We start from the raw sequence: 25,591 nt of genomic DNA on the forward strand, positions 1-25,591 counted from the left end.
CTGGCGGCGACTTTATATGCTAGATATATTTCTTGCAATACTGTAACTCTGTGCGAGTAATTATATATAATTATTATTTGGATTGCTTTTTTTTCTGCGTTATTTTTTGTATGTAAAGTTCGGTATTTGTGTCAGGATACAATTTTTTCAATTTTTCAACCCAAATGAGGGCGTCATCGTACCTTCCACTACCCATCATATTTTTGATAATATCTTTTATTGCAAATACACATCCGTTATCCGCAGATAAGTTTAGATAATATTCCGATCCTCTAATATCACCTATTTTTAATAAATATTTTGACATCTGATATTGTGCGTAATTATTACCATGTTCCGCTGATTTTTTCAGCCATTGTATTGATTCATCTACTTTTCCTTCTGACTCAAGTTCTCTTGATAAGTTATATTGAGCTATAGCATTTCCATTATTTGCCGATATTATTAACCATTCGTGCTGTTTTCTGTATGATTTTGGCTCGCAAAAAAGGTAATATTTGTACAATTTAAATGCAGCATCACTATCACCTTGTGATGCCTTAAGTTCTTCCTTCCTCACATCATCTGGTGATAAAAAATTGAGCGAATATGTTGATATTATCTTTTCGCTATCATTACTCATATGACCTCCAGAGATAAGGGGAATTGTTATAAATATAAAGAGAAAATACCTCATACCTATGGTCTCCTTCGCTTGAATGTAAACTCATGTCCAGGCTGATTCGTGTCCATTTGCAATTGATTGTTTGCATCATAAAATCCTCCCCAAGGCTCTACCTTACCATTTGAATAGTACCAGTCATATTGGTCAGGAGCATAGACTCTCACACCTAGTTCATCTGCCAATTGCTGTGCATAAGAGTTATTTCCTTTTCCTGTATTACAGGATAACAGTCTTACTGACATTCCAGGTTTAAATTTAGGATGATTTCGAACCTCATTAGCTAATGTCTTGACATCTATCTTATTATAATTTTCATCATATACTGATTGAGGATCACCATGTGTTCCAATTGTAATGATATTAGGATTATTCCAAACTTTCTCTGCATAATTTCGTATGTCTTCGTTGACTGGGAAGTGGTTTATATCTACGGCTAAGCCAAGAGGATCTGCATAATTTATTGGATTCAGCGGATATTTATATAAATTCCACCCCCCATTTAACCCAATCGGGTCCTGTGTAATATACCTCCCTTGTAACGGCTCGTAGTAACGATAACGATTATAGCACAGCCCCGATTCATCATCGTACTGCTGCCCCGGCAGGCGGTATGGCTGGAACAGATGATGCGGGTTCTCCTCATTAAGCTGATTCCCCCACTCGTCATACTCCCCACGCCATTCCGTTGCACCTTCAGTACTGATAAGCGCCAGCGGCAGTCCCCGGTGGTCGCAGTGATAAAGATGTATTTTTCGCTCAGGCAAATAAACTGGCTCGATCTGTGCCGCCAGCCGCTCCACCGTCAGCCCGCACTGCGCAAGCCACGCCCGGCTTTCGTCACTCACACGGTCTGCCCGGATTTCCCCCTCCAGCCTGTCCAGCAGCCGCACCAGTTCAGGCGGGAACACCACGCCGTGACCATCTTTACTCCCTTCCTGCTGTAACTTCTCCGCCAGGCTTCGCCGCTGCGCTTTCTCCAGTTCGGTCACGTCTGTTTCGATGCGGATGAGCGGTGTGAAGCTTCCCGGCTGGTACACCGTCTGGATACGCGTGGTGTTAGTCTGCACCGTCGTCAGCCTGTCGCCGTCCCACCCGTACCATGTCTCCTCCGGTTTACGCGACAGCGACATCCACCCCGTCAGGTCACGCTCCCGCCGCCATACCCTTTTCGCCATTCGCCGTCCCAGCGGGTCGTAGAGGTAGCGGCTCTCGACCAGTGGCTCGCCATGCTGTATCCGCGTGTAGAACACCAGACGGTGCTGGCTGTCGTAGTGGTAGTGGTGGGTCCGCTCGTCGTCCGTCCGTATCACACCCGCCGGGATGCGGTCCGTCTTCTCCGTCAGCCTGCCGTATTCATCGTAACGGTACAGGTAATGCGCGTCTTCGGCGATGCGGTTATCCGGCCACGCCGTGAGTGTACTGTCCGGGTGCAGCTCCGGGTCCGGCAGCCGGTTGCCCGCCGGGTCCGTGGCATACGGGATGCGGATGTCCAGGTCCGGTGCGAGGGTGCGCACACTCGCCAGCCTGCCCGTGGCGCTGTAGCCGTATTCCCGCGTCTGTCGCGGGCCGCTGATGCGCACCAGGTCGCCGTTGTCATTCCACCCGTAGTCACGGTCATACACCAGGCTGTTCAGGTGCTGGCTCTGTAACTGACCTGCGGGGGTGTATGTGCTGGTCAGTTCGTATGCGGCATTACTGCCTGCCATGCTGCCGAAGCTGCGCACCGTCTCCCGGTGCAGCCTGTCCCGCGTATACTCGACCCGCGGCGTCCCGCCCAGCTTCATGCCCGCCAGGTAACCGCTGCCATAGGTCAGCCACTCCACCGGCGGCAGGCTGTCCGGCGTGACGCGGTTTGCCAGCCCCTGTTCGTTGTATGCCTGTTTCGTCTCATGCTGCCACAGCAGTTCCCCCGTCTCCGGGTTCTTCACCGTCTGGCGCTCACTGGTCAGACGGCCTTTATCGTCATAGCCGTAGTGGACCGCCACACGGTGACCTTCGCTCAGGTGGCTGATTTCTTTCAGCCAGCCGTGGTCGTTATACCGCCACTGCTCTGCCGGTTCGCCGTTCACCGTGCGGTGTGTGATACGGTCCGATTCGTCGTAGTGCCAGAGGGTGACAAGCCCCTCATCCCCGTTCTGCGTGAGTTTCCCGGTCAGGTCGTAACGGTAACGTTGCGTCCGCCCGTCAAAGCCGCGCTGCTGTACCAGCCGGTCCAGCGCATCGTAGCTGAAGTCGCTGTGACTGCCGTTCTCGTTGGTCAGGCTGATGACACGTCCTGCCGCGTCATACTCCATACTGCGCGTCAGCCCGTCCTGTGTGGTGCTGACCGCCTTTCCCCACGCATCGTACTGTGTCTCGCTCCGGTTGCCGTCCGGGGTGATAACGGCAGTCAGGTCGCCTGCGGCGTTGTACTCATACCGCGTTTCATGGCCCTGTGCGTCTTTCACCGAGGTTAACCGGCCACGGTTGTCATAGCGGCGGTAACGGCTGATACCTTCCTCGCGGTGGACCGCCGTCATCTGACCAAAGCGGTCGTATTCATAACGGGTCTGGTAGCCTGAGCAGTCGGTGAAGGTCAGTAACTGCCCGTAACGGCTCCACGTCATCTGCTTGCGGCTACCCGTCGCATCTTCAGTTGCAGAGGGTAATTCACTGTGCGGATTATCATAACTGTAGCGGGTGATATCGCCGTTGCGGGCGGTTTCCTGCGTCAGACGCCCGTACTCATCATATTTCCAGCGCATTTCCAGTCCGTCAGGCCCGGATGCTGAGGTTAACTGGTTCTGGTTGTTATAGTAAAATTCCGATTTCCTGCCGTCCGGCGTGGTGATGCGTGTGACGAGACCCGTCACCACATTCGGACTGTATTCTGTCGTCCGGCCTGCCGCATCCGTCTGTGACTGAAGGCGGCCAATGGAATCGAACTGACTCTGTGTGACGCTGTCGTCAGCGTGCTCTTTTTTCACCACCCGTTTCAGCCCGGCTTCGCCTTCTGTATGCAGCACCTCGCACCGGTTCAGGCTGTCGGTGATGATGATGCGGTTTTTCTCATACTGATAGGTGTAGCTTAAACCCGCCGGATTACGTTGTTCCGTCACGCGCCCGATGTCGTCGTAGCGGTAACGCATCTCCGGCCTGCCTGCGTAACGGTGCGCCACCATCCGGCCCCGGTATTTATCATCGTAAGTAAAGTGGCGCATCTGCGTACCGCTGCGGTCATACACCGCCGCCAGTTCACCGCGTGGCGTCCAGTCGTAGCGCACCAGTGGCGCGGCAGGTAAATTCTCCGGGTATTCCGGGTCATGCGTCAGCCACACCGCTGACAGGCGGATGCCGTTATCCCGGCCATATTCTGTATAGTCCGGCAATGAAATCGGGATATCTGGTCGTTTTGCTCCGGCTGCAACCGCCTGCTGCTGGGCCTCTTCCGCCCGCTGCGCCTGCGTGGTCAGCACCAGGCGGAACTGACGGCCTGCGCCATCGGTCACGCCGGTGATTTCCCCGGTAAATTCGCCAACTGCCTCACGCCGGAAGGTCAGGGTACGCCCGAAGCGGTCCACCAGGCCGGTCAGCACCCGGTACGGCGGCAATGGCGCAGGCAGCACCTCATCCACACCCGGTACCCGCTCACTCCAGCCGAGTATCCACCACGGCCCCTGAGGACTGTTCGTCGCCAGATAAATATGCGGACTCATGCGGAGTTCTTCCGGCAGAGCCTGCCAGAGTGGGGCAAGACGGTGACTTTCATTCAGTTTCGCCACGCCGCTGCGCACCAGCCAGAATAATTCGCTGCGGCTGAAGCCATCCTCACCGGGAAACAGGTGCTCAAAATGAATGCTTCTGCCACCGTTATCATTGAGTATCAGTTCGTTATCGCGTATCTGTAAGCGGATATCAAAGGGTGCTTTCCAGCCAGGACCGAAGATACCGACGGGCGCAGGGGTTTTCGTCCGGTAGCTGCTGTAGGTGCGGGAGAGCACGAACGGTAACGGGCCGGGCAGCGCGAAATCGGTTTCGCCGGGCTGTACTTTTGCACCGAGCAGCGGATTCACCGGGTTACCGGAAGTGAATCCGCCAGGGCACACTGAACAGGCCACGCCGGTTGGCGCGCCAATCCTCACGCCTGCCGACCCCTGGACTATCGGGCCACCTTTCATTGTGGCATCGCCCTGACGTGCTGCCGGTTTTCCGCTCATCGCTGATATCCTTTTTTATGGTTCATCTGGCCTGATGCTGGCGACACCGGACAAAATGATAAATAACGTTACTGTATGAAACGAAATACGCTCTTTTTACATTTATTTTTTTGACTGATATCAACGGGACGAAATAACTGACAGGATATTTACTGGAAAGTGTCTGCATATTGCTCAATATATATTTTATATAAATATAATTGTATTTAATATTTATCGCGTGATTGTATTTTCCTGTGCGTCTGCTTCCGCTAAACCTCTTGCTGCAAATTACCGAACATTGTATTGTTGCGCCGCGCCTGCAAAATCAGGCGTCGGGATTAGCCTCCTGAAGATCCTCACTGACGATACAATATTTGTGTGTCGCGCACGGTCTCATCTCAATGGCGGGATCGGGCGGGGGCGTCGAAAGACGCGCCAGTGTCAGTGAGGCTGGTAAGGCTAACCCCGTCCGGTTCCACCACCCGTGAGATTAGCCTCTCCAGTGGCTGGAATATTTATCACTCACTGTAGACGGCCTTATGGCGACTACTCTCACCTCTGAATGCAATTTACTTGCTGTTCCCTTTAGTGCCGCTACCGATTTCACCGATCTGGCGGAGTACTGCGATCGCGTTGCCACAACGCTCATCGAGTGCTGCGATCCGGCGCTGAAAACGGCGCTCTGTGGCAGGCTTAATACCTGTCTTGCACTGTTACGGCCCACGCTGAACGAGCCGATCCCACCACATCTGATTGACGGGTTTATTACGAATGATCTTCCCGATGTTTCACCCGGTTTGAGCCTGATGCAGGATCACTCTGCGATTACTGCCTGGCGCTGACGCAGATACTGAACGGCCACGTGCTGCTGCCGGAAACCGAAACCACGCTGACCGGGCTGCTGTGCGAACTGGTCTGGTATTTTGCCGCCAATCTGAACGCCCCACGCTGGATATGTACTGCTGACGGCATACAGGTTATCGACGGGAGGCCAGCATGATGCAACCCGACTGGCACCCCGCCGATATTATCGCGGGCCTGAGAAAAAAGGGAACATCGCTGGCTGAGGTTTCCCGCAGGGCCGGGCTGGCGTCTTCCACGCTGGCAAATGCGCTGACCCGCTCCAGGCCGCGCGGCGAAAAACTGATTGCGGATGCGCTGGAAACATCACCGGAAATTATCTGGCCGTCCAGATACATCGATGATCGGGGCAACCGTACCGGAAGACTCATGCAAAAACGCCGATCCTGATGGCTGAACCGTCAGGCGCATTGTTACAGTAAAACCAGACTCTCCCGGCGCGCTGCCTGCTTTTGCTGGCAGCGCGCCGGGAGAAGACAAGCGAAGCGCGGCAGTTTTTCCGTCACCAGGTAAGCAAACAATCTTTTAAACCCGGAAACAGTTTTTCCTTCCTGCACCAGAAATAATGGCGCAGTCTCCCGCCTGCAACAAACTGCCTCCGGGCAGTCCCTTTGTCGCTTCACGTCTGAAAGAAGCGCCTGGCTTCGCCAGCATGGCATCCTTTACCGGCGTTGATCTCTGAAAACGCCGGGGATGCAAAAATACCTGCATCTGAGACTGACGTACATATACACCATCACTGCACCAGATACCCGGCTTTACGGGCTGACACTCTGGCTTTGCCGGGTTTTATCTTCTGCTGACAACCAGCGCCTTACATTGACGGGCTGCGGCCTGCATTGCCGTCAGGCTTTGCTGCCGCGTGACCGTCACCCTGCACCAGAAACGTAACGTTTACCCCCTGCACCAGACGAGGCGTCACTTTGGTCGCGCCAGCGAAAAAGCAAAGTGACGCCGCACAACTCACCGCCACAAGCCGCGCCAGTTCTGGCCTGCGCCATATTTCCGCCGTCTGACATGCCCTTTGGGGCCGCTGTCAGCTAAGAGTAAAGGAGAAAAAGATCGATACCGAGGGGGGCAAGAAGCCCCGGAGACACTCCTGCTTCGCAGGCAGTCTGTACTGCGTACAGCCTGAAACTCCCTAAACCTCAACAAACTACCACTCCGGCGTAAAGGTATCGTTCTGGCGCAGCCAAAAAGCACACGCCGGAGACTGTTTGTTTTTGTTGCAGGGGGATTCATGAGTAAATTAAGCAGTGAAATGAAGGCGCTGGCGAAGAAAGCGGGCGGCAGCTTCAAAACGGTGAATGACCGTATCCATATTACAAAACGGTTCAGTGAACATTTACGGGCGCTGAATATCCAGATCCAGCGGGTGGAGCAGATCAAGGTTCGCCATATCGAATGCTACATTGAGGAACGGCTGGAGCTGGATATTGGTTTACGAACGTTGCAAAACGAAATGGCAGCGTTGCGGGCCGTGCTGAGACAGGCTGGACGCAGGCAGGTGGTGGAGCATCCGCGTCTGACCAATAAGGCATTAGGGGTATCAGGCGCTTCGCGCAACGGCACGCGCCGCGCCATCACGCCGGAACATTACCAGCAGGTGATGGAGAAAGCCCGTACTCAGGACGCAGGGCTGGCAGCAGCGCTGGAGATTGCGCGGCTGATGGGGCTGCGTTCGCAGGAGGCGGTACAGAGTTCACAGTCGCTGAAAACGTGGCTGAAAGCCATTTCCCGCGGTGAAACCCGGCTAAAAGTGGTATTTGGCACCAAAGGCGGGCGTCCCCGTTATACGACAGTCCTGGATACTGGCGCAGGGATTCAGCGAAAAGGAGTCACTGGCGCTGACGGCGACGGATCTGGGTCATGGCGACGGTCGCGGTCGCTGGGTGAAACAGGTGTACGGCTACCGCTGGAGGGAGGAATGACTGAATTCATGAATGTCGCAAAATAGTACGTTACTGCGTAACGACAGCGATTTATCGTACCCTCTGTACCGGATCTGGCGCAGGGGGCGAACGGGTTTATATTGTGAAAATATCGTTACAGCATGACGAATAAATATCAACTGATCAGATTCTCCTGCTTAACCAATATAGTTTGCCGGGATATTATAGTGATTACCCTGTAATCACTCGAAACGTTCCCGATTAATAGCTGGTGTTTCAATCGTTTTTACCGATATTACGGGACAGGGAAATTTTAAAATGTAAATTCACCGGGGCATCACATTAATTCTGACGCAGGATTATATCTGAAAACTCTCTCTTTGTTTTCCTGCATCTTGTGACATATATTATATGCCCACAGAATGTCTCATAATTTTATAAAAAATGCTGCGACAGTTTTTGACATCATTACCTGCTACATATAGATTAACAATCTTCGGTGCTTCATGTTATTTTTTTGCACTTTGTGATCGTTATCCTGTGGTGAAAATACAGTCTGGTGCAGACTGTCATGGAGCATTTCAAAATAAACTGGTTGCGTCAGAAAGGGAAAGGGTCATAAAGGTTAAGGGGCAATAAGGGTAACAGCGCCTGACCGGAAAGGGCCGAAAACCAAAGGGCCAGAAACTGGCACAACCCTGAACAGGTAGAGCGGCGGGACACTGGCACAGATAACCGATTTACAGGGGCTGGTGCAGATTATTTTGTCTCTGTATAGCTGGTGCAGTGATAATGTGTATCAGGAAAGATTGCCCGGTATTTTATGGCGCATTTTTTGGGATGTATTAAGTGGTAATTCCGTGAAAATATCGATTATTGATAGCTTTTCACCTTCCGTGATTAACATGTTAATCACGGAAGGTGGCTGCCTATTGAAAACAGATGCATTGATAGGTTTTCGCCTGAAATCATTGGAAACAAAATAATTTCACACTTATATCTATATGGTCTCTCAATATCTGATGCAGTTCTTACAGGTTTCAGAGTATATGGTCAGGAGATATTCTGGAGTATTAATTGGTATTTCCGTGAAAATATCCCGTATTGATAGGTTTTCATCTTCTGTGATTTGCGGGCAAATCACAGAAGGCACTTATCTATCAATAATGTATTTATTAATAGGCAATCGCCTGAAAATATTCTACTGGAATAATTTCCGGTACTTACCTATTGATAAATGGTTTATTGATTGGTTTTCACCAAAATTATTTGGGGACAAATATTTTTAGATACTTTCCGATTGATAATAACAGAAAAATGGTAATACTTCTCAATACAATAAGCAGATCCCGGTCAATCAGGATCTGCTTTTACATTTTTAATGATTTCCGCTATTTCTGATTCAGGCTGCCTTATGCTGCCGGGCATAAATGTACGGCGCAACATACCCCTCGCGGCACACATCCAGATAATCCGACCACCACTGCATCATGGCCTTTCTGGCCTCCAGATGCTCCGCTTTATGCACATAGGCTGCCCGCACGCTGTTACGCTCCTGGTGGCTCATTTGCCGCTCCACCGTATCGCGTGACCACAGCTCCGATTCCACCAGGGCGCTACAGGCCATCGCCCTGAGTCCATGCCCGCAGATTTCAGTTTTCGTATCATACCCCATCAGGCGTAGCGCCCGGTTGGTGGTGTTTTCACTCATTGGCTTGTACGGGTTATGATCACCGGGAAACACCAGATCCAGATGGCCGGAAAGCTCCTGTATCTGTTTCAGAATGGCAATCGCCTGGCGGGAGAGCGGCACGATATGCGGGGTACGTATTTTTGCGCCACGCCCCGAAAACCGTACTTTGTCGATTGCCTCGCGGGTGGCGGGGATGGTCCAGATTTTGTGCCTGAAATCGATCTCGCTCCAGCGGGCGAAACGCAGTTCGCTGGAACGGATAAACAGGTGCAACGTCAGCACCACCGCCAGCCGTGTTAACTCCCGGCCCTGCTGATAGTCACCGATGCGGCCAAGCAGTTCGGGCAACCGCTCCAGCAGTAACGCGGGGTAGTGGTTCTTTACGGGTGAGGCGACAACGCCATCCAGATGCTGCGCCGGATTGCTTTCGGTAAGCCCCTGCTGAACGGCATAGCGCATGATGTTGCTGAGTTGCTGCCGGGTTCGGGATGCGACTTCCAGAAAGCCTTTATCCTCGATAACCCGCAACAAAGCAGTGAAATCCTGCGTTTTAAGAGTGGCAACGGGCAGATGACCAATCGCCGGGAAGATATGGTTTTCCATACTGGCGAGAATACGGGCGGCATAATCAGCCGACCATTTTTTGTTGGTTTTGTGCCAGGCCAGCGCCACTGCCTTAAAGCACTTTTCAGGGGAGCAGGCCGCTTCCTCCGCCATGCGCTGCTGCGCCGGGTTGATATTCTGCGCCAGTAACTTACGGATACCGTCGCGCTGTTGCCTGGCTTCTGCCAGTGAGACAAGCGGGTATGCGCCAAGACTGACTCTGGATTCTTTTCCGTTGAAACGATATTTGAGATACCAGATGCGTGAACCGCCCGGATTGACGAGCAGATACAGACCGTGAGAGTCGGAGAGTTTTACCGGACGGGAAGAGGGTTTTAACTTGCGGATTTTAGAATCGTTTAAAGACATTTGGGGGTCACTCCAGAATCGAACCAAACTGACCCCAGATCTGACCACCAAATTATCCCGATGCAGAGAGAAAACCAGATACGCACTGGGAAGGATTTTCACGCTAACTTACTGAATCGTAAACAAATAGAGACGTACAGATAAGCATGAAAACTTGAATTTGGCTCCTCTGACTGGACTCGAACCAGTGACATACGGATTAACAGTCCGCCGTTCTACCGACTGAACTACAGAGGAATCGTGAGAACGAGGCGAATATTAGCGATGCCCATCCACAATGTCAAAGCCTGTTTTTTAAATTTGAAATCGTTTGCTGAAATAATCTGCATTTTGTCGTTTATTCCGACACAACTGGCTTTTTTTCACACTTTTGCGGCTCGGGTCGAGGGTATTTCCATAGCCAACGTCCAGTAACCATTCGCCAGTAAAACAGCACGGCCCGCACAGCCCAGTCGGCAAACATTCCCAACCAGACACCAACCACACCCCAACCAAGCATGATTCCCAGCACATAACCGACTACAACCCGGCAACCCCACATGCTCAACATAGAAACCCACATGGCGTAACGGGCATCGCGAGCACCCTTAAATCCAGCGGGTAGCACCCATGAGGCAGACCAAATAGGCATAAATAAAGCATTTAGCCAAATCAGAATTACAACGACATGTTTAACCTGTGGATCCTGGGTGTAAAACGATGCCATAACCCCGGCAAAGGGAGCCGTTAGCCAGGCGATGGCCGTTAATCCAAGAGTGGACAGCCAGAACACATGCCGCAACTGAATCTCTGCTTGCGCTATCTGCCCTACCCCCAACCTTCGGCCTGTAATGATCGTAGAAGCAGAGCCGAGCGCACTTCCGGGTAAGTTGATAAGAGCCGCAATTGAAAACGCGATAAAATTCCCGGCAATAACACTGGTCCCCATCCCGGCAACGAACATTTGGGTTAATAACCGACCACTGGTAAATAATACTGATTCGACACTCGCTGGAATACCAATCCCCATGACTTCCCAGATAATGCTAAAATTCAGCGGTTTAAAATAGCTCTTTAACGAAATCCTTAGCGCAGGATTAAAACCAATCGCCAGCACCCACAAAATTGCCACTGCGCCAATATAACGAGAAATGGTTAACCCCAACCCAGCCCCGACAAATCCCAGTCCCGGCCAGGAGAAAAGGCCGTAAATCAATATGCCGCTAATAATAATATTAAGAATATTCAGGCTACCGTTAATCAGTAGCGGTATTTTCGTATTCCCTGCACCACGAAGTGCCCCGCTACCAATCAAAGTGATGGCAGCTGCTGGATAACTGAGTACCGTCAGCTCCAGATAAGTCAACGCCAGTGCTTTAACTTCTGTCGTGGCATCACCCGCGACGAAATCAATAATTTGTTCGCCAAAATGATGAATAAGCGTTGCCAACAGTACGGCAAACAACGTCATGATCACCAATGACTGCCGCGTCGCCACCCTCGCTCGTCGTCGATCCCGCTTACCGAGACTAAATGCCACAACGACAGTAGTACCAAGATCGATAGCTGCAAAAAAAGCCATAATGACCATATTGAAGCTGTCCGCCAATCCCACGCCGGCCATCGCATCTTTTCCCAGCCAGCTGACCAGAAAAGTGCTCAGGACACCCATCAACAGGACACAGGCGTTCTCCATGAAGATAGGAACAGCAAGCGGGGTTATCTCGCGCCAGAACAACACTTTGTAACTCTTGCGTTTGGCGTGCCAGCGAGTGCCGTGAACAACCTGGCGTAAAGCAGAGGAGATATTCAAAGCCGACCTTAATTGCAGAAAGTGAAACCACATTTCAAATAATGAGGGAGAATCAGCAAAGCTGCAAAGATTTTCGCCAACAAATTGTCTGCAAATGCAACAAACTGTTGATAGAAACGGCAAACAGTTGGGAAATTTAAAAATCGGGTTTGACAAAAGATTTTTCGCCGTTAAGATGTGCCTCAACAGCGATTCCTCTGTAGTTCAGTCGGTAGAACGGCGGACTGTTAATCCGTATGTCACTGGTTCGAGTCCAGTCAGAGGAGCCAAATTTCTGAAAAGCCCGCTTTTATAGCGGGCTTTTTGCTATATCTGATAATCAATTTCCTCTTCACTGTTTTCCATCACCTGGCGCTTGATATCCTCAACTGACAGTCCTGCATTACAAAGTTCCAGAAAGCGCCAGACATAGTTACGTTGAAGTTGCCCTCGCTTCAGTCCCAACCAGACAGTATTAGCATCGAAAAGATGCCTCGTATCCAGACGGATTAAATTCTTTTCCTCTTGTTCACCACTGGATTGTTCGGCAACTAATCCGATCCCCAGCCCAAGAGCAACATAGGTTTTAATGACATCAGAATCCTGCGCACTTAATACAATATCTGCCAGCAAACCTTTGCGGACAAATGCGTCATCAATACGTGAGCGCCCCGTAATCCCCTGTCGGTAAGTAATTAACGGCCACTTCGCTATTGATTCCAGCGTCAACGGTGTAATTTGCGTCAAGGGATGATCGAGTGGAACAAGCAAACTATGGTGCCAACGAAACCACGGGAAGGCGACGAGCTGCGGGTCATTACTCAAACGCTCGCTGGCGATACCAATATCAGCTTCGCCATTTTGCAACAACGTCGCAATTTCCTGTGGTGTACCCTGGATTAGCTCCAGCCGAACCTCCGGGAAAAGTTCGCGAAAAGCTTTAATGACCTCAGGCAAGCTATAACGTGCCTGAGTATGCGTCGTTGCAATAGTGAGAACGCCAGACGTATCGTTGGTAAACAGGTCTGCAAGCCGACGAACATTACTGGCTTCATTAAGAATGCGTTCTGCAATGACCAGTAATGCTTTGCCCGGTTCAGTCATGCCCAGCAGTCGCTTACCTCGTCGAACAAATATTTCGATGCCAAGTTCATCCTCCAGTTCCCGAATGTGACGGCTGACGCCTGACTGTGAGGTAAAAAGCATATTCGCAACCTCTGTCAGGTTGTAATCCTGACGTGCAGCCTCGCGGATTATCTTTAGTTGTTGGAAATTCACGGTAAACTCCGGGCAGTTCAGATATCCCGTTATTGTTAAAGTCTAATGCCCGGCATAACAAATAATAAAAACCCGCATCTTATTCCATCCCGATATAACGCTTAGCTCACCAATTGCCACTGCCTTTTTTCCATCACTGGAGAACTCATCACTGACATTAACAACTCTTTCACTGCCTGTGCCTGTGGCGATAAGTTCGCTCTGGCGGGTAAATTTAATGACAAAGAGAGACTCATGGAAGGAGTGGTAATGCGTGACATCCAACCATTTACTGCGCCACATAACGAACGCGCGGCCGATTCGGGTAATACTGCAACGCCCATGCCGCTAGCAATCGCTGCGGTAAGCGTGGCAATAGACTCAATTTCACCAATGACTTTTGCCGTGAGTCGCCGTAGGGAAAAAGCCTCATCAACACGAAGTCTAATAGCACTGTAATCACTGGGGAGAAAGAGGTTCATTTGCGCAATAGCATTAACATCAACGCTTTGCCCCGGGCAATCTTGAGTTCCTACCAGGAAAAGATCTTCTTTCAGCAAAGCCTGGCTGGATACACCAGCCACAGGGGAATGCTCATAAATCACCGCCATATCGAGTTGATGATTTATCAGTTTTTCGTTAAGTACTGCACCGCTATTTTCATGAAGATAGATAACGACCTCCGGGAATTCAGCGCGAACCGCCTGTAATAAGGGCATGGTGATGGATGACGCAGCGGTTCCTGGCGCAAAGCCAATCGAGACTTGCCCCGATAATGCCTGACCAACGTTATGCACCGCCAGTTGGGCCAGCTCACACTGACGTAAAATGGCCCGCGCATGGGTATAGAGAATTTTTCCGGCGTCAGTTGGCGTAACGCCCCGTTTTGTGCGAATCAAAAGTTGTTGATTTAACTCACCTTCCAGTGTGGCAACCTGCTGACTGAGCGCTGGTTGTGCGATATGCAATACTTCAGCAGCCTGGGTCAGGCTACCAATATCTACAATTTTTACGAAGTATTTCAGGCGTCTGAAGTTCATGTTGCCTCCGGTTTTTAAGAATCGGCCCAAGTGCCGCCATTACTTACAACCAGACTGCAAGATGCTTGCCAGTTTTATTTTGGCGTTGATGTACAAGCTAACCAACTGTCAAATAAGAGATTATGATAGGTTCGTCATTGGCTCTTTTTATCAGCTGTCGCGTTCCCCTGCCCCATAAAAGGAGGGTATGCACCACGATGGTTCATTACCTATAAGATTGAAATCTCACCGCTTTGTTGAAATAGACAGCAAACAAACAAAAAAATGCATTTCACCCTTTGACATCACCATGCACTGCCATTAATATGCGCCCCGTTCACACGATTCCTCTGTAGTTCAGTCGGTAGAACGGCGGACTGTTAATCCGTATGTCACTGGTTCGAGTCCAGTCAGAGGAGCCAGATTCAAAAAAGCCTGCTTTCTAGCAGGCTTTTTGCTTTCTAATTACCAACGCTCTTAAAACATCTGTCTTGAACCAGAACTAATTTGCACAGGCATTCCCGATCGACGTTGCAACGCAGCATTTGCGCGATTCACATCAACTTCTTGCCCGTTGATAAACGCCCGCAAAGATGGGGTTACCGGCAATGGCACTTTTCGGTCAGACTCATATTCTGCACGATTGCGCGACAGCGGCTCATGAACTTCCAGCCACTTTGATCCATCCGGTTCCGTTGTGTATTTCACTGGCTGATCAATAATTTGTACACGAGTACCTACAGGAACATTATCAAACAGATATTTGATATCGTCATTGCGCAGACGAATACAGCCCTGACTTACCCGGAGCCCAATACCAAAATTGGCATTGGTACCGTGGATGGCATATAGCCTGCCAATATAAATCGCGTACAGCCCCATGGGATTATCGGGCCCCGCAGGAACAAATGCGGGCAAACTCTCCCCTCGTTTCGCATATTCGCGCCGGGTGTTCGGCGTTGGCGTCCAGGTTGGTGCTTCTTGTTTACGTTCAACGGTAGTCACCCAGTTACGCGGGGTTTCTCGCCCAGCCTGGCCGATACCAATAGGAAAGACTTCCACAGTATTACTGTCTGGTGGGTAGTAATAAAGACGCATCTCAGCGACGTTAACCACAATCCCTTTACGAACAGTGGCGGGCAAAATCAGTTGCTGCGGAATGGTGAGTTGCGAACCTGACTTCGGTAAGAAGACATCAGCGCCCGGATTCGCTTCCAGCATGTTACTTAACCCTTGCCCGTATTGTGCGGCAAAAGTCTCCAGCGGCTGGGTATTGTGATCAGGAACAGTTACAGTAAGCGACTGTCCCACTAAACGGCTACCCTCTGGAGGTAATGGATAAGTTACCGCCAGGCTATTATGGCTGGCAAAAAGTAGAGCAAATGAGCAAAAAATATTTACACGACGCATCATGTCCCTTTCCTAAGTCGCGAAAGCTATCGGTTAAGTATAGCTTTTATCAGACTTTTCGTTTTTAACTGTTCAAATCAGAAGTCGTATTCCCCGGTAGAACAATATTACTGGCAGCAAGTTCGCCCATGCTGTTGTATATCGCACATGCAGCTTCGATGATGGGCATCGCCAGCGCCGCACCACTCCCCTCACCTAAACGCATATCCAAATTGAGATAAGGCTCCAGCCCCAAATGCGACAGCGCTATACGCGCCCCTTTTTCTGCCGACAGGTGAGAAGGAATGAGATACGGTTTGATTGCAGGAGACATCTGGCAGGCTGCGAGCGCAGCAGTATAAGAAAGAAATCCATCCAGCAACACGGGTAAACCGCAAGAAGCAGCACCTAACATCACTCCAGCTACTCCGACCAAATCAAATCCACCCACTTTTGCCAGGACATCAACACCATCCTGAGGATTTGGTTGATTCAACGTAATCGCCCGGCGCACAACATCAATTTTATTAGCCAGTTTATCTGTCGGCAGGTTTGCGCCAATCCCAACCACTTCTTCAGGATCCCGGCCAGTGATTGTGCTGACTATTGCCGCTGCCGGTGTCGTGTTTGCCATCCCCAGTTCACCTACACCAAACAGCGTGACACCGTTTTTTGCCAGCTCCCGCGTATAACATATGACGTCCAAAAGCAACTTTTCAGCCTGACGGCGACTCATTGCCGGAGCTGAAGCAATATTGCCGCTACCTCGTGCGACACGCATGTTGATAAGCCCGGGGATAGGCTCAGCAGTATCAATACCAACATCAATTACGTGGACGTTAGCGCCCGCTTGTGCTGCCAGCACACACACGCCGGTTGTTCCGCGGGTCATATTTTCAGCCTGAATGGCTGTCACTTCTTTTGGGGAAATAGCGACCCCTTCCTCCCAGACGCCGTGATCGGCACACATAACCAGTACCGCTTTTTTGCCCACATGCGGTATGCCATTCAACCCCGGCATTCCCGCCAGTTGTACGCCAAGCGCCTCCAGCCTTCCCAGGCTACCAACAGGTTTGAGTAACCCGTCAATATGCCGTTGTGCACGCGACATAGCGGCAGGATCGATGGCAGGGATCGTATTCAGTAAATTGGCAAGTGTTTGCATGTCACGTCTCTTTATAGCAGCGCCAGCAGGAAGACCAGTTCACCAAGCTCTATAGCAGCTCCCAGCGTATCGCCGGTTTGCCCGCCCAGCGTACGTTTGAGAAGCTGACCGAGGATGAAAATCGCCACCATCGTCACCACCATAGCAGCCACACCATGCATACCCGGCAATAATACGGCAGCAAAAATAGCGGCTAAGCCGAGTGTGACGCAGGTTTGTCGCCCATCAATTTTGCCAATGAACACATTGCCAAGCCCTTCTTCCCGGGCATAACGATGACGATACATCAATAATGCGGCAGTCCCGCGGCTAACCGCGCATGCTGCCGCCAGCGATGCAAGGATCGGTTCGCCACGCAGAGCCAATTCGCTTAACACCAGAATCTTTGCCAGTACAACAAAAATCAATGCCAGACCGCCGTGGGTGCCTAAACGACTATCACGCATGATTTCCAACATGCGATCGCGGCTACGTGCAGAAAATACGCCATCACAGGTATCGGCGAGGCCGTCCAGGTGGAATCCCCCGGTCATCAGCGCCAGCACAAGTACGCTAAACAGTGCCGCCAGTGGTACGCCACACCATGCCTGCAGCACCATGAAGACCAGCCCGCTAATCGCGCCAAGCAATAATCCAATTAAAGGAAAAGTAATAATACCGCGAGAATAATGCTCGAAATCCAGTCCCTGGGACCAGCGACGCGGCACAGGCAGACGCGTAATAAAAGAGAGCATCGCCCAAAATAATTTACTCATTTGATTTTTACTCCAATACCCGAAACCACCAGCCACACTTCATTTGCCGCAGCGGCCAGTTGCTGATTTACCCGCCCGGCTATATCACGAAAATGTCGTGCCAGACGACTCTCCGGCACAATCCCCATTCCCACTTCGTTAGTCACTAATACAATCTTCGCGGGGCAACGTTGGCAGGCAGCAATCAACGACTGAATCTCAGCATTAATCGCCTGTTCCATCGCCTGATAATCCCATTCATCAGGGTCTTTATCTCCGCCATAATCAAACAACAGATTAGTCACCATTGTGGTAACGCATTCCAGCAACACAGCTTCATGCGGGTTAATGTCTGCATGAATTAATTCATCAAGATGTTGCCAACGCTCCACCGTGCGCCAGTGCGCCGGGCGGCCTTTCCGATGATGTTCTATCCGTGCAGCCATCTCATCATCAAGGATTTGCGAGGTGGCGATATACAGAACCTGTGAAGAGTCCCCAATAAGCGCCTCTGCGTGGCGACTCTTCCCGCTCCGTGCTCCACCTGTCACCAAAATCATCATACCGACTCCTGATTCAATTGTATGATGGTATTCATTGAACAGAACAATGGATCCCCCACCGTTGCTGACCGCAAAACATTTACGCGATTAATACTGCGCGTAATATAATTAAAAATCCAGCATTCTCAATCCATTACGAAAGAAGATGGCATTGCGGAATAGCCAGACTTCCTCGTGTTAACGTCCGACAAAATGCGTCATTGACAGCGGTTTCTCTAGAATGACAGATTTCATTCAGATAATGGATCAATGCCACAGCCCCACCAGCCGGACCAGTCAGCAAACGGGCATTGTGTTCTGCAATCACAATTACCGTCGTTCCCTCAGAATGAGGGAGCCATTCTGGTACGGATATCTCGCTTTCAGCTGCTATCAATAGCAGCACTGAATAATCGCTATACGCATCTGATAACGATTGCACAGGCCCACCGTCAAGAGGCTGGAAATCTTGCTGCCAGTCCTCACAGATAAAACCGCAGCCTCTACAGTGCTCTGTTGGTCAGCGCCTGCGAAGCGGACATTATCGCCCTGGTGCTTAATGCGGACGCACCGTGGTCCCCTTTTTCGCCAGGCTTTACCTCGTCAATGAATCGCCCTGTTATTGGAGTAGTAACCAAAGCAGATTTAGCCAACATGGAACAAATATCTTTGGTGAAATGTTGGTTACGGGAAGCTGGAGCGCACAATGTGTTAGTAACCAGTGCGGTTAATAACAATGGAGTTGCAGAACTTTTTGCCTTGCTGCATACAGAAGAATTCTGTCGCTAATTTCGACAGGTTCTCAGATGGGAATGATGACGGTGATACACAGAAAAGAATCAATGAGCAATGAGGGTTGCCGGGCAACCCTCATTGAATAAAACAGGAATTACTTCGCTTCGCCGTTTTTCATTTCGCCCATAGCTTTCAGCTTTTTGGAGATATCGCGGCGTTCTTTGGAGAGCTCGGCATTTTTGATGATGTAATCGTCAACGCGATCTTCATAGTCACCTTTCATGCTGGCGATGATGCCCTGGATTGCTTCAACGCTCATCCCCGGCTTGATGTAATCGCTCAGGTTGTCCAGCAGCAGGACGCGCTTCTGGTTGTCACGGATCTTTTTCTCAACGTCCTGAATTTCACGTTGCAGTTTGTTCTTACGACGGAACAGACGAACAAATTCCAGTACGTCCTGGAATGAAGGCTTGGTAGTTTCCATTTTTATACCCCTGATAATGTGAGAGTCGGATTCGTTTAAGCAACCGCTATTCGTTAGGGCCAACATTACTCATAGCTGCCGCAGATGACAATGCTTTTATCCCTTATCACTATCATACCCTTTATCCTTGCTGAATCGAAGCAGCAGCAAGATGATTCTGAAGTTCAGGAATTATTTGCGCAAGGCCCGGCAAATCAGACTCGATAGCAACTCAAGCTGATGTGCCGTTTCCATGTTCAGCCACACATAACCATAGATTGGTGTTTCCACAACCTTCAGGTCATGGTGGTTATTCAGCAACTGACGCAGCTCTTCCACAGCATCGTTCAATTTTTCCGTATTGGCAAAAACCGGCTGCGGATTACCTTCGTACAGCGCATGAACAAGGCTCAGCAGTATTTGCTGCATCATGTGCTGGGTATCACGAAGTTTTTGCGCGTTCAATAACACGAAATGGCTGGGGCGCGTGGCCCAGTATGCATTGATTTGCAACTCCAGCATACAAACCAGATTGCGGTTAATGGTCTGGATACCTTCATATATCGATTTTGGAATACGAGTTTCTTTGCTGGCGGGCGCAATCAGCCCACGCATTTTCACGGCATCGGTCAGGAGTTTTTGTAGATGGCTTTCCAGACGCGGGCGTTCGAGTAAGTTCGGTGAGAATGCAGATTGATAGACCCGATTATACTCGGTCAGACTTTTTGCCAGTTGAATGCGCCAGTGGATGAACGCCCGTTGTGGCCAGATACCGGTAAACAACATTGCCAGTAAAGAGCCGAGGATCACATCGCCGCTTCGCCATAACGCCGTATCAATTTCACCTGTCGGGGAACCCACAACAATTGCCAGCGTCACCCCAATCAATAAACCTTGATACGGTTTCTTGCCCAGCGCCAGCCAACCGCAAAGGAACATCGCCGCCGCGCACCAGACTAACATCAGCGGTAACGAGATTAACTCCAGTTGCAGAGCGATAAGACCTAAAATCGACCCCAACACCGTACCGCCAATACGTTCGAAGGCACGAGGGACAACGTTCCCCCAGAACGAGATTGGCCCCATAATCACCACCATGGTGACCAGCGGCCAGGTGCTTTCCGGGATAGTAAACAGGCGGATAATGAGAAAAGTGAGCAGGAATGCCAGCGCGACCCGAGTACCATGCACAATGCGGTAATGGCGGTATACCCGGATTTCAAACGGGCTTAATGACTTATCGGCACGCACGCAGAAACTCCGTAATGAAGATTAAAAGCGCTCATAACTCATCTGTCGGCCAGAAGGCGCGCCTCTGAATTATCCGACGGACAAACCGGGAACAGTGTAATTTCCCGGCAGGAGCGAAAAAATTGAAAGGCGCATCTTACTCTTTTCGCTTTCAAAAAAAGAGTGGTCTTCGCGTCAACACACCGCCCTGAGATGAATTAGTGATGTTTTGGCTGCACCGCAACATACATTTCGATGTCCCAGTACCCATCTTCCGCGCCATTGTTCAAGTAAACCTCGAAGCAGGGCTTTGGTAACATTTCATAAGCACTGTCCTGCAAGAGGCTATTAAAGAACTGATACCAGGGTTTAGCAAAATCATCACCGACTACACGAGCCACCGCCACCGCATATTGACCACCTGAAATTTCTGTCAGAATGACGCCCTCACTGTTTTCGGGGAGCGTAAAGTTATTCGGTACCGTCACGACGGTGTCGCAGCGTAATTTTTCGGCGGGTGTTTCATCCGGATTGTCGTAATAGACAGCAACCCACTCCTTCGGCACAATATTTTTGCTATCTACCCACATCATCAACTGCTCAAAACCTTTCTTTACCGTCTGTTCCCACGGGCCAACGAGATGGAAACCTGCAACGGTACGTTTATCTTCCTGCTTAATCTCGTAGTTCATGACGCCTCCATTATTACTGTTTTTATATACAGTATAGTTGCAATATTAAAACCACAAGGAATGAGTGTTGATTATGCGAGCAGACTCGCACTCCTGCCAGTCTGCTGCAAAAGAAAGGTCAGGCCTTATGGTGGAAATAATCACTCAGGCGAGAAAACATGCTGCCTTCCCCGACAGATTCCAGGGTAACCAGCGGCCAGTGCGCCACCTGTTTATCACGGTCGTAAAGTTCAATTTCCCCTACCCGCTGATGGGCGCTAATTGGCGCGGTGAGCTCTTTACCATCAAGGGTATATTTGGCTTTGATATGTGGAATTTCGGCTTTCGGTAGCACCATCCAGAACTCTTGTTCCGTTCCCAGGGCGATATTTTCTTTATCGCCATACCAGATGCGTTCCGTACCGACCTTTTTCCCACGGTGCAAAATTTGCACCGTAGTAAAGTTTTGTTGCCCCCAACGCAGTAATTTTCTTGCCTCTTCCTCACGACCTTTTGCACTGTCAGCCCCCATTACCACTGCAATGAGACGACGCTGCCCATCCACAGCCGAAGCAATGAGGTTAAAACCGGCACCAGAAGTATGACCCGTTTTCAGGCCGTCAACATTCATGGTTTTATCCCACAATAACCCGTTACGGTTTTGCTGAGTGATACCGTTCCAGGTGAGGCTTTTCTCACTGTACATATGATAAAACTCGGGCTCGCCGTGGATGATAGCGCGAGAAAGCACAGCTAAATCATAAGCCGAGCTATGCTGGCCAGGTGCATCCAGACCATGCACTGTTTCAAAATGCGTATCCTTGAGATGCAGCTTCTCGGCATAGTTGTTCATCATTTCAACAAACTGCCGTTGCCCACCAGCAATATAGTCAGCCAGTGCAACACAAGCGTCATTTCCGGAATCCACAATTAAACCACGGCTTAAATCACGTACCGATACGCGATCGCCCTCTTTCAAAAACATCAGTGAAGAACCGACAAACACCGGATTATCTTTCGCCCACGCATCGCGCCCTACGGTGACAATATCGTCTGGCGTAATTCGATGACTATCGATAGCGCGATCCACGACATAACCCGTCATCAGCTTTGTCAGGCTGGCGGGATTGCGCTGTTGATGCTCATTACCCGCGGTGAGGATCTGTCCGGTGGTGTAATCCATCAGTACCCAGGACCCGGCTTGAATCTGTGGAGGCTGAGGTGAAAAAGGAATGTTTTCCGCCGCAAAACCAGACGATAAGTTAAAAACGAACAAAGAAGCAGCAATAATAAGACGGCGTTTCAACAGCAAACCCTCAGGAGTTTCAAATAGCTGTTCTTTTTACGGAAATACTTATGAACTGGCTGGAATAAAGTGCAAGAAAATGTGACTACCCTCGCATTTTTATCTGACATGATCTGTTGCCACTCGCTGTCAAATTGTTGCGCTAAAGCTGATTAGCACGGTGATATTTGATACTCTGGCAGACAGCAGAAATAACGGATTTAACCTAATGATGAATGACGGTAAGCAACAATCTACCTTTTTGTTTCACGATTACGAAACCTTTGGCACGCACCCCGCGTTAGATCGCCCTGCACAGTTCGCAGCCATTCGCACCGATAGCGAATTCAATGTCATCGGCGAACCCGAAGTCTTTTACTGCAAGCCCGCGGATGACTATTTACCCCAGCCTGGAGCAGTATTAATTACCGGTATTACTCCGCAGGAGGCACGGGCGAAAGGAGAAAACGAAGCCGCGTTTGCCGCCCGTATTCACTCGCTTTTTACCGTACCGAAGACCTGTATTCTGGGCTACAACAATGTGCGTTTCGACGACGAAGTCACACGCAACGTTTTTTATCGTAATTTCTACGATCCTTACGCCTGGAGCTGGCAGCATGATAACTCGCGCTGGGATTTACTGGATGTTATGCGTGCCTGTTATGCCCTGCGCCCGGAAGGAATAAACTGGCCTGAAAATGATGACGGTCTACCGAGCTTTCGCCTTGAGCATTTAACCAAAGCGAATGGTATTGAACATAGCAACGCCCACGATGCGATGGCTGATGTGTACGCCACTATTGCGATGGCAAAGCTGGTAAAAACGCGTCAGCCACGCCTGTTTGATTATCTCTTTACCCATCGCAATAAACACAAACTGATGGCGTTGATTGATGTTCCGCAGATGAAACCCCTGGTGCACGTTTCCGGAATGTTTGGGGCATGGCGCGGCAATACCAGCTGGGTGGCACCGCTGGCGTGGCATCCTGAAAATCGCAATGCCGTAATTATGGTGGATTTGGCAGGAGACATTTCGCCATTACTGGAGCTTGATAGCGACACATTGCGCGAGCGTTTATATACCGCAAAAGCCGATCTTGGCGATAACGCCGCCGTTCCGGTTAAGCTGGTGCATATCAATAAATGTCCGGTACTGGCCCAGGCGAATACGCTACGCCCGGAAGATGCCGACCGACTGGGAATTAATCGTCAGCATTGCCTCGATAACCTAAAAATTCTGCGTGAAAATCCGCAAGTGCGTGAAAAAGTGGTAGCGATATTCGCGGAAGCCGAACCGTTTACACCTTCAGATAATGTGGATGCACAGCTTTATAATGGCTTTTTCAGTGACGCCGATCGTGCAGCAATGAAAATTGTGCTGGAAACCGAGCCGCGTAATTTACCGGCACTGGATATCACTTTTGTTGATAAACGGATTGAAAAGCTGTTGTTCAATTATCGGGCACGCAACTTCCCGGGGACGCTGGATTATGCCGAGCAGCAACGCTGGCTGGAGCACCGCCGCCAGGTCTTCACGCCAGAGTTTTTGCAGGGCTATGCTGATGAATTGCAGATGCTGGCACAACAATATGCCGATGACAAAGAGAAAGTGGCGCTGTTAAAAGCACTTTGGCAGTACGCGGAAGAGATTGTCTAATGTGAAGCCTCCGCCGCTAGTACGGCGGAGGACAATTTTGAGTCAGGCTTTTTGAACGGTGATGCTCCACGCTGCATCGCCAATCTGCTGATAATCGGTGATGGCATGCCCTTCTTCTGCCGCCCACTGTGGGATTGCTTCAGTTGCCTGGGTGCAATCAAACTCAATTACCAACTCATCGCCGCTGGCCATTTCTGCCAGTGCTGCTTTTGCTTCTATGAGTGGAAACGGACAGACCTGCGTCACCACATCCAGCTTTTTAATCGCCATCTTTACACCTTACTTAATTTGCCGCAGCAGTTGCCAGTCGCGCCTTACGCTGCGGTCGAACATACACAAGCCAGGACGCAGTCCAGACTCCGAGAATCATAAATACAAGGCCAATCCAGCCCTGCCAGGTCATCATTGCAGTCATGACCAGTCCATTACCGATAGAGCAACCACCTGCAATGCTGGCACCGAAGCCCATCAGTACACCACCTAACCCGCTACGTAATGTTGTTTGTGCATCAGCAGCGCGAACGCGGAACTCACGGCTCGCTTTGGCGGCAATAAATGACCCCACGAAGATCCCTAACACCAGGAAAACGCCCCAGTTAATGTATTTCACGTCACCCGCGACCAGAAATTGCAGAATATTGGCCGTTGGGGAAGTGATTCCTAACCCAAACATGCGTCCGGTTGCTTCACTCAGGGGCCAGGCTAAAAGCGCAATCAAACCGATGAGTACAGCAGTGACAAAGGGATGCCAGCGTTTTTCAAACAGAATATGAGCGATCCCGGTTCGGCGCGGCGGTAAGGTCGCGACTTTGAGTTTTGGCTTCTTCAACTCTTTCATCACCACCCAGAGCGTTATCACCAGCAAAACGGTAACCAACGGCCACACAGACAAATTAAAAGTCTCAGCAATAGAGTTATGTTCAGTACTGTAGTGCTGCAAGGTTTGATTTAAACCACTGGCGTGTGGAGAACGCATCACCGCACTCATCACCATATAAGTGAAAAGCGCGATCCAACTGCCGATCAATCCCTCACCCGCGCGATACCAGGTCCCGGTGGCACATCCACCCGCCAGAACAATTCCCAGCCCGAAAAGATACCCACCTATAACAGTACCAAGCCACGGGAACGCCCCGGCTTCGTAAGTCAGTAGGCCCGCCTGAATTAACGCAAAAACCCCCACGCTTTGTACCGAAATTGCAATCAGCAAGGCGTAAAACATGCGATTATTTTTCGCGATATACATATCGCGAAAACCACCTGTCAGGCAAAAACGCCCACGCTGCATGACAAATCCCAGCAGAGCACCACAAATTAGCCCGCTTAATATCATTGAAAACATAAATTAATTAACCAGATGAATGTTAATGGGGAAATTATTCATGACTGGTGGAATGCAGACCAATAACCAAA

20 protein-coding genes, 3 tRNA genes and 3 pseudogenes are annotated in these 25,591 nt (G+C 50.3%); 7 read left to right on the forward strand and 19 right to left on the reverse strand.

The annotated features are described in order from the left end of the window. Window positions 1-73: 73 nt before the first annotated feature. Window positions 74-622 (reverse strand): tetratricopeptide repeat protein, encoded by a 549-nt coding sequence (locus ACJHXB_RS09995; protein ID WP_001375933.1) that lies wholly within the window; start codon window positions 620-622, stop codon window positions 74-76. A 56-nt stretch (window positions 623-678) separates the two neighbouring features. Then, window positions 679-4,860 carry an RHS element core protein gene (locus ACJHXB_RS10000; RefSeq protein WP_410233490.1) on the reverse strand — a complete coding sequence of 1,394 codons (4,182 nt, stop codon included), beginning with the start codon at window positions 4,858-4,860 and terminating at the stop codon, window positions 679-681. A 521-nt stretch (window positions 4,861-5,381) separates the two neighbouring features. On the opposite strand from ACJHXB_RS10000, the pseudogene ACJHXB_RS10005 reads away from it, so the two are divergent. Both ACJHXB_RS10005 and ACJHXB_RS10010 read left to right on the forward strand, forming a co-directional pair. After that, window positions 5,382-5,842, forward strand: a pseudogene (locus ACJHXB_RS10005) (hypothetical protein). Next, window positions 5,839-6,093, forward strand: a complete 255-nt coding sequence (locus tag ACJHXB_RS10010) for a helix-turn-helix domain-containing protein (protein WP_000983501.1) — start codon at window positions 5,839-5,841, stop codon at window positions 6,091-6,093. The pseudogene ACJHXB_RS10005 and the gene ACJHXB_RS10010 overlap by 4 nt, the downstream one beginning before the upstream one ends. Before the next feature lie 424 nt (window positions 6,094-6,517). Here ACJHXB_RS10010 and ACJHXB_RS10015 read toward each other — a convergent pair whose 3' ends face one another. After that, entirely contained in the window at window positions 6,518-6,676 is a 159-nt protein-coding gene (locus ACJHXB_RS10015) for a hypothetical protein (RefSeq protein ID WP_000301065.1), read from the reverse strand. Between the two features lie 267 nt (window positions 6,677-6,943). On the opposite strand from ACJHXB_RS10015, the pseudogene ACJHXB_RS10020 reads away from it, so the two are divergent. Beyond that, window positions 6,944-7,634: pseudogene (locus ACJHXB_RS10020) on the forward strand (phage integrase N-terminal domain-containing protein). A gap of 1,363 nt (window positions 7,635-8,997) precedes the next feature. Here ACJHXB_RS10020 and ACJHXB_RS10025 read toward each other — a convergent pair. The 3 genes from ACJHXB_RS10025 to yeeO all read right to left on the reverse strand — a co-directional run bounded on the left by ACJHXB_RS10025 (window position 8,998) and on the right by yeeO (window position 12,085). After that, complete coding sequence (locus tag ACJHXB_RS10025) at window positions 8,998-10,260, reverse strand: tyrosine-type recombinase/integrase (protein ID WP_000055678.1); 1,263 nt, start codon at window positions 10,258-10,260, stop codon at window positions 8,998-9,000. Between the two features lie 161 nt (window positions 10,261-10,421). Next, window positions 10,422-10,497, reverse strand: a tRNA-Asn gene (locus ACJHXB_RS10030). A gap of 100 nt (window positions 10,498-10,597) precedes the next feature. Continuing rightward, window positions 10,598-12,085, reverse strand: coding sequence for a toxic metabolite efflux MATE transporter YeeO (yeeO, locus tag ACJHXB_RS10035; RefSeq protein WP_001308744.1), 1,488 nt, complete (start codon window positions 12,083-12,085; stop codon window positions 10,598-10,600). Window positions 12,086-12,245: 160 nt separating this feature from the next. Between yeeO and ACJHXB_RS10040 the strand changes: the two genes are divergently transcribed. Next, window positions 12,246-12,321: transfer RNA gene (locus ACJHXB_RS10040), tRNA-Asn, on the forward strand. Window positions 12,322-12,358: 37 nt separating this feature from the next. Here ACJHXB_RS10040 and cbl read toward each other — a convergent pair. Together cbl and nac are read right to left on the reverse strand one after the other, a co-directional pair. Next, window positions 12,359-13,309 carry an HTH-type transcriptional regulator Cbl gene (gene cbl / locus ACJHXB_RS10045; RefSeq protein WP_001011029.1) on the reverse strand — a complete coding sequence of 317 codons (951 nt, stop codon included), beginning with the start codon at window positions 13,307-13,309 and terminating at the stop codon, window positions 12,359-12,361. Window positions 13,310-13,410: 101 nt separating this feature from the next. After that, window positions 13,411-14,328: a nitrogen assimilation transcriptional regulator NAC gene (gene nac / locus ACJHXB_RS10050; RefSeq protein WP_001011451.1), complete on the reverse strand. Its 918-nt coding sequence runs from the start codon at window positions 14,326-14,328 to the stop codon at window positions 13,411-13,413. A 325-nt stretch (window positions 14,329-14,653) separates the two neighbouring features. Between nac and ACJHXB_RS10055 the strand changes: the two genes are divergently transcribed. Then, a tRNA-Asn gene (locus ACJHXB_RS10055) sits at window positions 14,654-14,729 on the forward strand. Window positions 14,730-14,784: 55 nt separating this feature from the next. Here ACJHXB_RS10055 and ldtA read toward each other — a convergent pair. The 5 genes from ldtA to ACJHXB_RS10080 form a co-directional block, all read right to left on the reverse strand. Beyond that, window positions 14,785-15,720, reverse strand: a complete 936-nt coding sequence (gene ldtA / locus ACJHXB_RS10060) for a L,D-transpeptidase (RefSeq protein ID WP_001602802.1) — start codon at window positions 15,718-15,720, stop codon at window positions 14,785-14,787. 61 nt (window positions 15,721-15,781) lie between these two features. Next, complete coding sequence (gene cobT, locus ACJHXB_RS10065) at window positions 15,782-16,861, reverse strand: nicotinate-nucleotide--dimethylbenzimidazole phosphoribosyltransferase (protein WP_001193829.1); 1,080 nt, start codon at window positions 16,859-16,861, stop codon at window positions 15,782-15,784. Window positions 16,862-16,872: 11 nt separating this feature from the next. After that, complete coding sequence (gene cobS, locus ACJHXB_RS10070) at window positions 16,873-17,616, reverse strand: adenosylcobinamide-GDP ribazoletransferase (protein WP_001297350.1); 744 nt, start codon at window positions 17,614-17,616, stop codon at window positions 16,873-16,875. Further along, entirely contained in the window at window positions 17,613-18,158 is a 546-nt protein-coding gene (gene cobU, locus ACJHXB_RS10075; RefSeq protein WP_000973153.1) for a bifunctional adenosylcobinamide kinase/adenosylcobinamide-phosphate guanylyltransferase, read from the reverse strand. Before cobU ends, cobS begins: the two co-directional genes overlap by 4 nt. A gap of 133 nt (window positions 18,159-18,291) precedes the next feature. Then, on the reverse strand, window positions 18,292-18,627 hold the full coding sequence (locus tag ACJHXB_RS10080) for a hypothetical protein (RefSeq protein ID WP_032159232.1): 336 nt from the start codon (window positions 18,625-18,627) through the stop codon (window positions 18,292-18,294). A gap of 2 nt (window positions 18,628-18,629) precedes the next feature. Here ACJHXB_RS10080 and ACJHXB_RS10085 point away from each other — a divergent pair. Further along, a pseudogene (locus ACJHXB_RS10085) lies at window positions 18,630-18,926 on the forward strand (EutP/PduV family microcompartment system protein); the annotation flags it as partial. 100 nt (window positions 18,927-19,026) lie between these two features. Here the strand turns inward: ACJHXB_RS10085 and ACJHXB_RS10090 are convergent. The 4 genes from ACJHXB_RS10090 to dacD form a co-directional block, all read right to left on the reverse strand. Further along, entirely contained in the window at window positions 19,027-19,356 is a 330-nt protein-coding gene (locus ACJHXB_RS10090) for a DUF496 family protein (RefSeq protein WP_000450409.1), read from the reverse strand. A gap of 171 nt (window positions 19,357-19,527) precedes the next feature. Beyond that, entirely contained in the window at window positions 19,528-20,586 is a 1,059-nt protein-coding gene (locus tag ACJHXB_RS10095; protein ID WP_001200892.1) for an FUSC family protein, read from the reverse strand. A gap of 197 nt (window positions 20,587-20,783) precedes the next feature. Further along, window positions 20,784-21,257: a DNA gyrase inhibitor SbmC gene (gene sbmC / locus ACJHXB_RS10100; RefSeq protein ID WP_001105393.1), complete on the reverse strand. Its 474-nt coding sequence runs from the start codon at window positions 21,255-21,257 to the stop codon at window positions 20,784-20,786. 118 nt (window positions 21,258-21,375) lie between these two features. Beyond that, window positions 21,376-22,542: a serine-type D-Ala-D-Ala carboxypeptidase DacD gene (gene dacD / locus ACJHXB_RS10105; RefSeq protein ID WP_001514310.1), complete on the reverse strand. Its 1,167-nt coding sequence runs from the start codon at window positions 22,540-22,542 to the stop codon at window positions 21,376-21,378. A 208-nt stretch (window positions 22,543-22,750) separates the two neighbouring features. Here dacD and sbcB point away from each other — a divergent pair, with 208 nt between their 5' ends. Beyond that, window positions 22,751-24,178 (forward strand): exodeoxyribonuclease I, encoded by a 1,428-nt coding sequence (gene sbcB, locus ACJHXB_RS10110; RefSeq protein ID WP_000980601.1) that lies wholly within the window; start codon window positions 22,751-22,753, stop codon window positions 24,176-24,178. Between the two features lie 42 nt (window positions 24,179-24,220). On the opposite strand, the gene tsuB is transcribed toward sbcB, so the two are convergent. Next, window positions 24,221-24,448 carry a thiosulfate utilization sulfurtransferase TsuB/YeeD gene (gene tsuB, locus ACJHXB_RS10115; protein ID WP_000985273.1) on the reverse strand — a complete coding sequence of 76 codons (228 nt, stop codon included), beginning with the start codon at window positions 24,446-24,448 and terminating at the stop codon, window positions 24,221-24,223. A gap of 13 nt (window positions 24,449-24,461) precedes the next feature. Next, window positions 24,462-25,520 (reverse strand): thiosulfate utilization transporter TsuA/YeeE, encoded by a 1,059-nt coding sequence (gene tsuA, locus ACJHXB_RS10120; RefSeq protein WP_000492321.1) that lies wholly within the window; start codon window positions 25,518-25,520, stop codon window positions 24,462-24,464. Between the last annotated feature and the right edge of the window lie 71 nt (window positions 25,521-25,591).

Source organism: Escherichia sp. WS3227_2 (assembly GCF_046486495.1).
GTDB classification, from domain to species: domain Bacteria; phylum Pseudomonadota; class Gammaproteobacteria; order Enterobacterales; family Enterobacteriaceae; genus Escherichia; species Escherichia coli.

Coding starts and splice junctions, on each gene's coding strand:
- tsuA (WP_000492321.1), bottom strand. CDS start 25,520: ATGTTTTCAATGATATTAAGCGGGCTAATTTGTGGTGCTCTGCTGGGA.
- ACJHXB_RS10000 (WP_410233490.1), bottom strand. CDS start 4,860: ATGAGCGGAAAACCGGCAGCACGTCAGGGCGATGCCACAATGAAAGGT.
- sbcB (WP_000980601.1), top strand. CDS start 22,751: ATGATGAATGACGGTAAGCAACAATCTACCTTTTTGTTTCACGATTAC.
- sbmC (WP_001105393.1), bottom strand. CDS start 21,257: ATGAACTACGAGATTAAGCAGGAAGATAAACGTACCGTTGCAGGTTTC.
- ACJHXB_RS10025 (WP_000055678.1), bottom strand. CDS start 10,260: ATGTCTTTAAACGATTCTAAAATCCGCAAGTTAAAACCCTCTTCCCGT.
- tsuB (WP_000985273.1), bottom strand. CDS start 24,448: ATGGCGATTAAAAAGCTGGATGTGGTGACGCAGGTCTGTCCGTTTCCA.
- nac (WP_001011451.1), bottom strand. CDS start 14,328: ATGAACTTCAGACGCCTGAAATACTTCGTAAAAATTGTAGATATTGGT.
- ACJHXB_RS09995 (WP_001375933.1), bottom strand. CDS start 622: ATGAGTAATGATAGCGAAAAGATAATATCAACATATTCGCTCAATTTT.
- ACJHXB_RS10090 (WP_000450409.1), bottom strand. CDS start 19,356: ATGGAAACTACCAAGCCTTCATTCCAGGACGTACTGGAATTTGTTCGT.
- ldtA (WP_001602802.1), bottom strand. CDS start 15,720: ATGATGCGTCGTGTAAATATTTTTTGCTCATTTGCTCTACTTTTTGCC.
- cobT (WP_001193829.1), bottom strand. CDS start 16,861: ATGCAAACACTTGCCAATTTACTGAATACGATCCCTGCCATCGATCCT.
- yeeO (WP_001308744.1), bottom strand. CDS start 12,085: ATGTGGTTTCACTTTCTGCAATTAAGGTCGGCTTTGAATATCTCCTCT.
- cobU (WP_000973153.1), bottom strand. CDS start 18,158: ATGATGATTTTGGTGACAGGTGGAGCACGGAGCGGGAAGAGTCGCCAC.
- cobS (WP_001297350.1), bottom strand. CDS start 17,616: ATGAGTAAATTATTTTGGGCGATGCTCTCTTTTATTACGCGTCTGCCT.
- ACJHXB_RS10010 (WP_000983501.1), top strand. CDS start 5,839: ATGATGCAACCCGACTGGCACCCCGCCGATATTATCGCGGGCCTGAGA.